Source organism: Limnohabitans sp. JirII-31 (assembly GCF_002778315.1).
GTDB lineage: Bacteria > Pseudomonadota > Gammaproteobacteria > Burkholderiales > Burkholderiaceae_C > Limnohabitans.
In genome coordinates this window covers 109682-122538 of the sequence record NZ_NESA01000011.1, presented here as the reverse complement: position 1 = coordinate 122538, position 12857 = coordinate 109682, and the positions used below count along the sequence as shown (strand labels likewise).

Here is a 12857-nt window from a genome sequence, read left to right as displayed (position 1 = left end):
CTGGAGCGTATTGGGTATATTCCACCTGCCGAGGCTGAGACCAACTACTATCGGCAACTCGCTGAGAAGACCAACGCTAAGGCGTTAACTTAAACCAACTGGCCTCCTCGAAATGCGGGGCGATTCACAGCCCTTGGTATGGATCTGTCAAGTTGTATCGGCAAGACGATGAACGGAGTTGGAGATCAGTGTTGGAGAGGATCAAGAGAACTCTATTACGGAGTGAAATTTTCTCAAAAATAAATATTGAAAATGACATGGCAAACCTGCTCACCAAGCGCCCTGAGGATCTTTATGAGTGTTGAGATTGACAAGCAATTTACGCAAGGACTTGCCTTGCACCAACAAGGCAAATTGGCGCAGTCCAAGGTACTTTATGAGGCTGTACTCAAAGCGAATCCAAGGCACTTTGATGCTTTGCATCTTCTTGGTGTAGTCGAAATGAGTTTGGGAAACAGTGATGCTGCCGTCAATCTCATATCTTCTGCACTTAAAGAAAAAAAGAACGCAACAGATGCTTATTACAACTTAGGCCTTGCGCTAGACGCAGCGAATAGAAAGGAGCAAGCGATTAAGGCATACGATGATTGCTTGAGGCTCAACCCCAAGAACTTTAGCGCATTGAACAATAAGAGTAAAAGTCAACGAGATATTGGGAAATATCAAGAGGCGATAGTCTCAAGTAACACAGCGATAGCCATTAAACCCGACTATGCTGCGGCCTACTTTAACCGTGCACTGGCATTGACTGAATTGAAGCAATGGGACGCTGCCTTGGACAGCTACAACAAAGCAATCAGTATCAAGCCAGACTATGCTGAGGCTTATTTCAGCCGGGGTTCTGTACTCAAAGAAGTTCGTCGCATGAATGAGGCGTTGGATAGTTACGAAATAGGAGTTAATTTAAAACCAGATTTTGAATATTCTTTTGGGACACTTTTACATTTAAAAATGATTACATGTGACTGGGAAGATTTTCAATCTAATGTATTTAAATTGATTGAGAATTTAAGAAAAAATAAACGATCGTCGCCAAGCTTCCCGGTACTTGCGTTAATTGATTCATTGCCAATGCATTACAAAGCTTCAGAAATTTGGGTTAACGACAAGCATCCGCCTAATTCATCGCTCGGTGCCATAGGTAAATTAAAATGCAAAGAAAAAATACGCATTGGCTATTACTCAGCAGATTTCTTTAATCATGCAACATCTTATTTGATGGCCGAATTGTTTGAGCTGCACAACAGGGCCAAATTTGAATTAATAGGTTTTTCTTTTGGGCCTAATGAACAAGATGAAATGCAGCAAAGAGTTTCTGCGGCTTTCGATAGTTTCATTCGCGTAGATCACAAAACAGATAAAGAGATTGCATCCATGTCAAGGGGCATGGGCATAGATATCGCCATTGACCTGAAAGGTTTTACCCACGGCTGCAGAACAGGAATTTTTGCTTACCGTGCCGCCCCAATACAGGTCAACTACATCGGATATCCGGGCACGATGGCGGCAGACTATATTGATTATTTGATCGCTGATCCAACGCTTATACCTATAAAAAATCAAAAATTCTATTCAGAAAAAATCGTTTATCTTCCTGATAGCTACCAAGTTAATGACAGGCATAGAGTTATTTCGGATAAGACAATGACCAGGCACGAGTTAGGGTTGCCTAAAGATAGTTTTGTATTTTGTTGTTTCAATAACAACTACAAAATAACCCCTGACACATTTGATGGTTGGATAAGAATCCTAAATGCTGTCGAAGGTAGTGTTTTGTGGTTACTGGAAAGCAATCACAGCGCTGGGATCAACTTACGTAAAGAGGCAAGCCATAGGGGACTTGACCCGAATAGATTAATTTTTGCTAAAAGAATGAAACTGCCAGAACATCTGGCACGACACAAGGCAGCAGACTTATTTATTGACACATTTCCTTGCAATGCTCACACAACAGCAAGCGATGCCTTATGGGCCGGCCTGCCAGTCTTGACATGCATGGGTGAGAGTTTTGCCAGTCGAGTCTCGGCGAGTTTGCTCAATGCGATTGAGTTGCCAGAGTTAATTACCAGCACTCAAGAACAATTTGAAGCTATGGCAATTGATTTGGCAACACACCCGACCAAGCTTAAAGCAATCAAACACAAGCTTGAACGCAATAGACTCACAACGGCTTTATTTGATACGCCACGTTTTTGCAAGCACATTGAATCTGCATACACAGCAATGTATGAGCGTTATCAGGCCGATTTGGCACCAGATCATATTTACATTCAGCCCCAAGGTTCAATTTAATCGTCGCCACGACCAAATTTCACAAAGACGCATGAATTCTTGCTGTAAAAATACGTTGGGTGAAAGATGTCGGCTTGAGCCGAAAATACCTTATCCGCGCAACACTCCATGTCGTCAAACGCAAACCGAGTTCAACTTGACACATTTCGTGTCAGCAAATCGACACGAGGCGTCGGCTTTCGTGACGGCAATTTTCTGCGGGTGCTCTTGATCCAGCCCGATCACGATGCCACCTACGGAAAGAAATAAACACGCCATGCCCCACCCCACCGGCTTCATGGTGCTGCACAGCAACCAGTTGGAAGGCCTGCGCGATGTGATGGTGCAGTTCATCCAGAACAACCCCTTGCCGCCGCTCGCGCCCGAGGTGTTGCTGGTGCAAAGCAACGGCATGAAGCACTGGCTGGAGCTGGCCTTGGCGCGCGACAACGCCTTGGGTATTTGTGCCGCCACGCACATTGAGTTGCCCTCGGCCCAGCTATGGCAGATGTACCGGGCGGTGCTGGGCCAAGACGTGGTGCCCGCACACATGCCGCTCGACAAGTCACCCCTGGTGTGGCGTTTGATGCGCCGCTTGCCCGACTTGTTGACGCAACCGGTGTTTCGCCCACTGGCCCAGTACCTGGAGCCGTCCAGCCACAACGACCCAGAAGAAGCACCCCAAGAAGCGCCCTATGGCCGCCGCGCCTACCAACTCGCGCTGCAACTGGCCGACGTGCTGGACGGCTACCAAAACTACCGCGCCGACTGGCTCGACGACTGGGCTGCCACACGCGACCGTTTGAACACCGCCCACGGCACGCCCATCGCCGTGCCCGACGCACAGCAATGGCAGCCTGCGCTGTGGCGCGACTTGCTGCAAGACCTGGCCCACGACACCCCCGCAGACCAGCGCTTTCGCTCGCGCGCCGACGTGCACGAGGCGTTTGTCAAAGCGCTGCAACAACTGCCCGACGGCGTGCGCCCAGCGGGTGTGCCCCAGCGCCTGGTGGTGTTTGGCGTCACCTCATTGCCCATGCAAACCGTGCAGGCCCTGGCGGCCTTGGGACGGGTGTGTCAAGTGTTGATGCTGGTGCAAAACCCGTGTCAGTATTTTTGGGGCCATGTGGTGGAAAGCCGTCGGCCTTTGGCAACTTGGAGCCAACACAGACAAGCACACAAACCCCACCTGCCCTTGCCCAGCGACAGCTTCACGCCCGCCGAGCAATACCAGTTGCACACCGACAGCAACCCCTTGCTGGCCGCCTGGGGCAAGCACGGGCGCGACTACCTGCACCTGCTCGATGGCTTTGACGATGTGGCGCGTTACCGCCACCAGTTTCAGCGCATCGATGTGTTTGTCGACCCGGTCACCACAGCGCACGAACAGCAGCGCCCCGCCACCGTGTTGGAGCGCTTGCAGTCCGACCTGCTCAACCTCAACCCTGCGCCCACCACGCCTGAGCCACTGCCGCCCGGCGACCAGAGCGTGACGTTTGTGCAAACCCATTCGGCACAACGCGAAGTCGAGGTGCTGCACGACCGCATCTTGGCCTGGCTCGATGCACAGCCACAGTTGCAACCGGGCGACATCATGGTGATGGTGCCCGACATGGCCGCGTTTGCACCCCACATCCACGCGGTGTTTGGGCGCTTTGCGGCGCACACACCACGCCACATTCCCTATTCCGTGGCCGACACCACGCCGCGCACCGAACCGCTGGTGCAAGCACTCGATGTGTTGCTGCAACTGCCGCAATTGCGCATCACCCGCGTGGAGTGGATGAGCCTGTTTGAAGTGGCCGCCGTGCGTGCGCGCTTTGGTTTGGACGAAACCGATGTGGCGCAACTCGACGACTGGCTGCAACAAGCCGGGGTGCGCTGGGGCCTGGACGCCCCACACCGGCAGACCTGGGGCATGGATGCCGACTTGCCCGATGCGGCGCAAAACAGCTGGTTGTTTGGTGTGCAGCGCTTGTTGCTGGGCTACGCCATGGGCACGCCCGATGCCCACGCGGCGCACACGCCCGCCTGGCAAGACACTTGGCCGATGGCCGGTGTGGGTGGCCTGGACACGCGTGTGGTGGATGGTCTGCTGCAATGGTTGCGCGGCATCGAATGGGCCTTGAACCAGTTGCGCCAGGCGCACACGCCCGAGCAATGGGTGACGCTGCTGCAAACCCTGGTGGCGCAGTTTTTCAAGGCCAGCAGCGACGCCGAGGTGCGCTTGCTAGAGCGCGTGATGGCGCCACTGGAAACATGGCTGGCCGAATGCCAACTGGCACGCTTGGACGCCCCCCTGCCCTTGGTGGTGGTGCGCGAGCACTGGCTGGGCCAGTTGCAACAACCGGCCATGCACCGGCGCTTTTTTGGCGGTGGCGTGCAGTTCGCCACGCTCATGCCCATGCGCTCCATCCCGTTTCAGGTGGTGTGTTTGCTGGGCATGAACGATGGCGACTACCCACGCAGCCAAACCCCGCGTGACTTCGACCTGATGGGCCAGGCACAGCTGTGGCGCGCAGGCGACCGCTCACGCCGCGAAGACGACCGTTATTTGTTTTTAGAAGCCCTCCTGTCTGCACGCCAGCGCCTGTACATCAGCTGGCAAGGCAAGCGCGCCACCGACCACCAAGACCAACCCCCGTCGGTGCTGGTGGCGCAGTTGATGGACTACCTCAACGTGAGCTGGACCTTGGCCACGGACGCAGCCCCATCACCGCACGCCGCATTTGAAGCACCCTTGCAACCGCTGCACGCTTTTTCGCCCAGCTACTTTCAAGCCGACAGCGGCTGGGTCACCTACGCCACCGAATGGCAACAGGCACACGCAGCCGATGCAGCCGCACCTGCCACACACACCGCAGCGCCCGCCGCGACCGAGATCCCCACCGACATCCACCTGCGCCAACTGGCCCGCCTGCTGCGCCAACCCGTGGACGTGTTTGTGCGCGAACGCCTGCGGGTGCAGTTGGACACACCCGACGAAGCCGCTCCCGAAGAAGAGCCGTTTGCACTGGATGGCCTGGACACCTACTTGCTCAGCCAAACCCTGGCCCGCGCCCACGACCCCGAGCGTGCCTTGCAGCAATTGCAGGGCAGTGGCACCTTGGCGCTGGCGGGTTTCGGCCAAGCGCAACAAGCGCTGCTGCGCCAACAACGCGAGGCCTTGTGGGCGCGTTTGGCCCCCCGCTTGGCCGACTGGCCGCACGACCTGCCTGCGCAGTCGCTGGACCTGTCGTTCACGCTCGCGGGCGGTGACATCCGCCTGCACGCCGAATGGCAGCCCGAGCCACAGCTCTGGAAAACCAATGCCCAGCGCAACGCCTGGTTGCAAGTGGATGTGCGGCCAGGCTCGGTGCTGCAAGGCAAGCGAAAAACCGACAGCCAACGCCCGCGTGCCGAAACCCTCACCGAGGTGTGGCTGCAACACCTGGTGGCCTGCGCCAGCGGCACGCCCACCACCAGCGCGCAAGTGGGCTTGGACGGCTGGGTGCAGTTCAACCCCCTCTCGGCTGACAAGGCCAAAGCGCAGTTGCACAAGCTGATGGACGCCTACGCACAGGCCTGGCAAGCGCCCTTGCCCGTGGCGCGCAAAACCGCGTGTGCGTGGCTCAACGCCCAACGCAACCAAGACCCCCAGCCCTTGCAGGCGGCGCGCAGCACGTTTGAAGGCGGGCACATGCAAAGTGGCGAATACCCCGAGTCCACCACCTTGCAGCGCGTGTTCAACCACTTTGACGATCTGGCCCCACACCTGCCCGACTGGGCCGAGCGCTTGTATGGTCCCATGGTTGATGCGGCGGTGTTGCTGCCCAGCGGCGATGCCGCGCACAGCGAGGACACGCCATGACCGAGTTGCAGCCGCTCACCCTGCCCCTGAGTGGGCGCCAGGTGATTGAAGCCAGCGCCGGCACGGGCAAAACCTGGACGCTGGCCGCGCTCTACCTGCGCCTGGTGCTGGGCCATGGCCGTCAAGGCGTGGATGGCGAGCCCCATGCTGGCTTGTTGCCACCGCAGATTTTGGTGATGACCTTCACCGAAGCGGCCACCGCCGAATTGCGTGAGCGCATTCGCCAACGCTTGCACGACGCGGCCGTGCTGTTTGACAGCAGTGCACAACAGCGCGCGCTGCCGCAAGGCTTTGAGGCCGACACCTTTTTGACCGAGCTACGCGACAGCTATGACGCCACGCTTTGGCCGCGCTGCGCCTTGCAGCTGAGTGCTGCGGCCGATTGGATGGACGACGCCGCGATCTACACCATCCACGGCTGGTCGCGCCGCATGCTGAGCCAACACGCGCTCGACAGCCGCCACCTGTTTGAGCAAACTCGCCTGGACAACGCGCAAGCCCTGCAACGCCAGCTGGTGCAAGACTATTGGCGCACTTGGTTTTACCCACAAGCTGCCAAGGTGCTGCAACAGGTGCAGCCCAGCATCGGGCGCTCGCCCGACGACTTGCTGAGCAAACTGCAACTGGTGTGGCGTGAACAAGACCGCACACCCCGCGTGCCCCAAGACCCCGCGTTCACGCCCAGCCAAGCCATTGCCGCCCACATGCAGTGGCTCACACAGTGCCAAGCCACGGCTCAGGCCGCACGCCAGGCCTGGACGCCCGAGGTGCTGCAAGCCCTGCAAGCCAAACGCCTCAAAGGGGCTTCAGAAAAAAATTACGCCAAGTGGTTGGAGGGCCTGCAAGCCTGGGCTGAGCAATCTGCCCCACTCAAGCCCGACACCCTGGCACGCTTCACCCTCAGCGCCTTGCAAGACAAAGGCTGGCCAGAGCCCGAGCGCTTTGCATTTTTTGCCGCGCTTGATGCGCATGTGGCGCTGGTTGCCGAGGCACCCGACACAGGCGCGCGCATCACCCAACACGCGGCACACGCCGTGGGCTTGGCCTACCAAGCCGCCAAAACACAGCGCGCGGCGTTTGACTTTTCGGACCTGCTGCAAAACCTCTACCGCGCCGTGATGGCCGAAGACGGTCGTTTGGCCGAGGCCATTCGCACGCAGTACCCGGTGGCTTTGGTGGATGAATTCCAAGACACCGACCCGTGGCAGTACGGCAGCCTGCACCGTATTTACGACCTTACAACTGTCACAGCCGATAACGCCCTGGTGATGATTGGCGACCCCAAACAGGCCATCTACAGTTTTCGCGGGGCCGACCTCAGCACCTACTTGCAGGCGCGTGACCAGGCCCTGGCGCACAACCCAGACGCTCTGCACACCCTGAGTGGCAACCGGCGCTCCAGCGCAGGCCTGGTGCGTGCCGTCAACCATGTGTTCACACAGATCGATGCGCCGTTTTCGCCGGAGCACGCCAGCAGCAACGCAGGGGCCAGCGACATCGCATTTGTCGAGGTCACGCCCGAGGGTGACGTGGCCGCGCTGCCACTGGGCAACGGCCGCTTGCAACCCGGCCTCACCGTGTGGCAGATGCAGGGTGACGAACCCGTGGTCAAAGCCGGCGACCACCTGCACCACATGGCGGCGGTGTTTGCCGATCAGATGGCGCTGCTGCTCAACCAGCGCGTGGCCACGCCAGGCGACATGGCGGTGCTGGTGCGCAGCCAGTCGCAGGCCGACGCCGTGCGTGATGCCTTGCGCCAGCGCGGTGTGGCCAGCGTGTACCTGTCGGACCATGCCAGTGTGTTTGAAAGCCCCGAAGCGCTGGACCTGTGGCGCTTGTTGCGCGCCGTGGCGTCACCGCGCCAAACCCGCTGGGTGCGCGCGGCCTTGGGCAGCCCCCTGTGGGCCTTGTCGCTCGATGAGGTGCTGGCCATCACCCAAGACGAGACCCAATGGGAAGCCCTGCTCGACCAGTTCCACCACTGGCAACACCTGTGGCAACAACACGGTGTGTTGCCCATGCTGCACCAGTGGCTGCACAGCGGTGAGCGTGCCCAGCGCCTGGTGCGAGGGCACGACGGCGAGCGCCGCCTGAGCAACCTGTTGCACCTGGGCGAGCTGCTGCAACATGCCGCACAAAGCCTGCAAGGCGAACACGCGCTGGTGCGCCACCTGGGTCAGCAAATTCAGCAACCCAGCGAAAGCAGCGACGCCCACGCCATGCGCTTAGAAACCGATGCGCAGTGCGTGCAAGTCATCACGTACCACAAGAGCAAAGGCTTGCAGTACCCACTGGTGTTTGTGCCCTTCGCAGGCAGTTTTGCGGTTGAAAAAACCACCACGACCAGCACCGCGCCAGATGGCGAAGACACCGACAGCGCCAGCGACACCCCCTCGTCCACCGACGAAGACATGCGCCTGCTGTATGTGGCGCTGACACGCGCCCAGCGTGCGCTGTGGCTGGGCGTGGCCGAGACCGCACGCGACCTCTCGGGCGACGCCGCCAAAGGCACGCTCAAGCGCAGCGCCTTGTCGCGCCTGCTCCATCGCCGCGAACGCGGTGATTTGCAAACGCAGTTGCACGCGCTGTGGGCCACATGCAGCGACATCGCCGTGGCCCCGTTGCCCGCCTTGCAGCAGCTGACCTACCAGCCACCGGTGCAGACCACGCAACACCAAGCGGCACGCACGCCACAACGCCAACACCAAAGCCTGTGGTGGACCGCCAGCTTCAGCACGCTCACGCGGGGCTTGAGTTCTGACTCGCTGCGCGACGAGGCCGTGGCCGATGCCATCACCGATGCCGACACCAGCGACAGCGACGCATCGGACAGCACATCCGATCACACGCTCGCCAGCCGCTGGCAGAGCTTTCCGGCCGGTGCGAGCTACGGCACCTTGCTGCACGACTTGCTGGAGTGGCAGTCCCTCCACCAATGGCCCGCCGCGCGTGACGAGGCCCCGGCATGGGCACACGCCGAGTGGCACAGCTTGCTGGCACGCAAAGCGCGTTGGCTGCAATTGGACGATGCCGCCCAAGCGCTGTTGCCGCCGTGGATCACCGCCTTGCTCAACACCCCGCTGCCGCTGCAAAACCTGGGGGCCGACTTGGTGCTGAGCCAGTTGCCACGCGAGGCTTTATGGGCCGAGATGGAGTTCAGCTTCGAAGCGCACGGCGTGTCTGCGGCCACGCTGGACCAGCTGATTGGCCAACACCTGCTGCCCGGCGTGCCGCGCCCCGCACTGCAAGCGCGCATGCTGCAAGGCATGTTGACTGGCTTCATGGACTTGGTGGTGGCGCACGACGGGCGCTACTGGGTGGTGGACTACAAATCCAACAAGCTGGTCGACTACACCAGCGCATCGCTGCAAGACGCGGTGCTGCACAAACGCTACGACGTGCAGTACGTGCTCTACACCCTGGCCCTGCACCGCTTGCTGAAAGTGCGCTTGCCCGACTACGACTACGACCTGCACATGGGTGGCGCGGTGTACCTGTTTTTGCGCGGCATCGAGCAGCCCGGTGCCGGTGTGCATGTGCAACGCCCACCCCGCGCTTTGGTGGAAGCCCTGGACGCCGCGTTTGCGGGAGGTGCAGCATGAAGCGCTTGCATGATCTGTTGCAGCCGCCCTGGCCCCATGCCGCACGCACGCCCTTGAGTGGGCTGGACTTGGCACTTGCCAACTTGCTGCAAAGCAAGCAAGCCAGCGACGACCCACGCCATCTGTGGCTGGCGGCACTCACCAGCCACCAATGGAGCCGAGGCCATGCGTGCCTGGACTTGGGGCTCTTGCGCAGCCAAGCCGCGCAGTTGCTGGGCTGGTCCAACGAGCAAGCTGCCGCACTGCCCGACACGCTGCACGCCGCCGCTGCCTCGCTGCCCTGGGCTGAAGTGATCCAGCCCAGCGCCAACGCCCACACCCCGGACTTGTTTGACGCCCCCAGCGGCAGCCAGCCTTTGGTGCTGCACTGCACGCCCGCGCACCCGCAAGGCAAGCTCTACCTGCGCCGCGCCTGGGCAGCCGAACAAACCATTCGCCAGCAACTCAGCGCACGCTTGACGCCCACCGCCGCGCCCGCCGATTTGCCACAACGCCTGGATGCCTTGTTCCCGGCGCCAGCGGACCCGACACACGCCGACATGCAACGGCGTGCCTGCGAGGTAGCAGCCACCCACCGCATCACCCTCATCACCGGCGGCCCGGGCACGGGCAAAACCACCACCGTGGTGCGCTTGCTCAGCACCTTGGTGGGCGCGGCCGCGCCTGGGCAGCCGCTGCGCATTCACCTGGCAGCACCCACCGGCAAAGCAGCGGCGCGTTTGACCGAGTCGATCACCCAAGCCTTGGGCAAGATGCCTGAGGCGGTACGTGACCTGATCTCGCCCCAGGCGTACACCTTGCACCGCTTGCTGCAACTGCACGGCACACCCAGCAACGACACCCGCGAACACCAACTGGCCACCGATGTGGTGGTGGTGGACGAAGCGTCGATGGTCGATTTGGAAATGATGGCGCGCTTGCTCAAGGCCGTGCCGCTGCATGCGCGCTTGATCTTGCTGGGTGACAAAGACCAATTGGCCTCGGTGGAAGCCGGTGCGGTGATGTCGCAGCTGTGCACCGGCCCCCTGTTGCGCGACCTCACGGTCACGCTCACCCACAGCCACCGCTTTGACGCCCACAGCGGCATTGGCCAGTGGGCACGTGCCGTCAACAGCGACGACACCCACAACCGCACCCAGCTGCAAGCCCTGTGGCACGCCGCACCCGACTGGGTGGAGGCAGCAGACAGCACACACGACGTGACCCGCTTGCAACTGCCCCACGCCGCAGACCCGCGACTGGGCGGCGCACTGCGCCACGGCTGGCGTGAATGGCTGGCCTTGTTGGCTCCGCACCGTGACGGCCATGCGTGCAGCGACGCACAAGCTTTGGCGCTGTTGCACCAACTGGCGAAGTTTTGCGTGCTGTGCGCGGTGCGCGACGGCCCCTTGGGTGTGACGCAACTCAATGCCCAGATTGAGCGTGCGCTGGGTCTGGGCCAAGGTACACAACCCTGGTACGCCGGTCGCCCGGTGATGGTGACGCGCAACGACTATGCGCTGGGCCTGATGAACGGCGACGTGGGCCTGTGCCTGCCCGGGCCTGACGGGGTGTTGCGGGTGGCGTTTGTGGGCACAGCCCGTGATGGCAGCCAGGCTACGCCTCTAAGCGCGCACCCCACAGGCGCGGTGCGCTGGGTAGCCCCATCGCGGCTGGACGCCGTGGACACCGTGTTTGCCATGACCGTGCACAAATCGCAAGGCTCGGAGTTTGAGCACGTGTTGTTGGTGCTGCCAGCGCAAGACGTGCCGGTGCTCTCGCGCGAGTTGGTCTACACCGGCCTCACCCGCGCACGCACCAGGCTCACCCTCTGGGCACCCAACACCCAAGTGCTGTGGGACGCGTGCGCACGGCGCGTGTTGCGCAGCGGGGGCTTGGCCGACTAGGGCCACACAGCGCTAGGGAAAATACCCCCAAATTCAAGCGTGGGCGCATGGTCAGATCCAGCCCATGAACACACGCCGCAACTTCCTCAAAAACACCGTCTTTTCGGGCATCACGTTTTGCTCGTGCAGCCTGCTCGACAACGCCTTGGCCCAAGGTGCGCCCGCAGGCCCCGACAACAACGACTGGGGCAACCAGCCCGCCTTGAACTACCGCCACCCCAAGATGGGCAGCAAGCATGCGCCCGTGGTGATCGACGGCCAACGTGTGCGCGTGATCGACGTGCATGCCCATTGCTTCTTCCCCGAAGCCGTGGCGCTGGCTGGCAAGGGCGTGAGTGTGAACGGTGCCGTCAAGGGCGGGCCACAGCACTACATCCCGGTGACCGACAAAGAGGCGGTGCAAGTACGCCTCGACAGCATGGACGCCATGGGGGTGGACATGCAGGTGCTCTCGAGCAATGTGTTTTGGTACGGCAAAGACGCAGCCCTGGCCCAAGAGATTTGCCGCATCAACAACGACAACTTGGCCAAGCTGTGCGCGGCACACCCCACGCGCTTTTCGGCCTTTGCGTCGATTGCGCTGCAACACCCCGAGTTGGCAGTGCAGCAGCTGGAAGCGGTCATGAAAATACCAGGGTTTCGAGGTGCCGCCATTCAGGCCAATGTGCAAGGCATGGAGTTTTCCAACCCCAAGTTCGACCCGGTGTGGGCCAAGGCCGAAGCGCTGGGTGCGGTGCTGTTCATCCACCCGCAAAGCACGCCTGAATTGGCCAAGCGCTTCAAAGGCAACGGCTGGTTGGGCAACACCATTGGCAACCCGCTGGACACCACCATCGCCTTGCAGCATTTGATTTTTGATGGCACTTTGGACAAATTTCCCAAGCTCAAAATTCTGTCGGCCCATGGCGGCGGCTTCTTGGGTTCGTACGCACCGCGCATGGACCACAGCTGCTTTGTGTCGCCCAGCAACTGCGACCCCAGCGTGGCGCTGAAGAAAAAACCCACCGAGTACCTCAACCAGATGTACTTCGACTCGCTGGTGTTCACCCCCGAGGCCTTGCGCCACTTGGTGGCCCAAGTGGGGGCCAGCCAAGTGATGGTGGGCACCGACCAGCCCATTCCCTGGAACGAAGCCCCGGTCGAACACGTGCTGGCCACGCCTTTGTCGAACCAAGACAAGGTGGCCATCTTGGGCCGCACCGCCGCGCAGGTGTTGAACATTCCCAACTTCTGACACATCGCCTGAGC

At 60.5% G+C, this 12857-nt stretch carries 5 protein-coding genes; all 5 read left to right on the top strand.

The genetic code is table 11. The annotated features are described in order from the left end of the window. The first annotated feature begins 294 nt into the window (after positions 1-294). The 5 genes from B9Z41_RS13860 to B9Z41_RS13840 all read left to right on the top strand — a co-directional run bounded on the left by B9Z41_RS13860 (position 295) and on the right by B9Z41_RS13840 (position 12843). On the top strand, positions 295-2292 hold the full coding sequence (locus tag B9Z41_RS13860; protein ID WP_158236188.1) for a tetratricopeptide repeat protein: 1998 nt from the start codon (positions 295-297) through the stop codon (positions 2290-2292). Between the two features lie 256 nt (positions 2293-2548). Further along, the gene (gene recC / locus B9Z41_RS13855; protein ID WP_158236187.1) at positions 2549-6121 is read left to right on the top strand and encodes an exodeoxyribonuclease V subunit gamma; all 3573 of its coding nucleotides are present in this window, start codon (positions 2549-2551) and stop codon (positions 6119-6121) included. After that, positions 6118-9723, top strand: a complete 3606-nt coding sequence (gene recB / locus B9Z41_RS13850) for an exodeoxyribonuclease V subunit beta (RefSeq protein ID WP_100147663.1) — start codon at positions 6118-6120, stop codon at positions 9721-9723. The genes recC and recB overlap by 4 nt, the downstream gene beginning before the upstream one ends. Further along, positions 9720-11609 carry an exodeoxyribonuclease V subunit alpha gene (gene recD, locus B9Z41_RS13845; RefSeq protein WP_158236186.1) on the top strand — a complete coding sequence of 630 codons (1890 nt, stop codon included), beginning with the start codon at positions 9720-9722 and terminating at the stop codon, positions 11607-11609. Before recB ends, recD begins: the two co-directional genes overlap by 4 nt. Positions 11610-11673: 64 nt before the next feature. Beyond that, a complete protein-coding gene (locus tag B9Z41_RS13840) occupies positions 11674-12843 on the top strand; it encodes an amidohydrolase family protein (RefSeq protein ID WP_100147661.1) in 1170 nt (389 codons plus the stop codon). Positions 12844-12857: the final 14 nt, after the last annotated feature.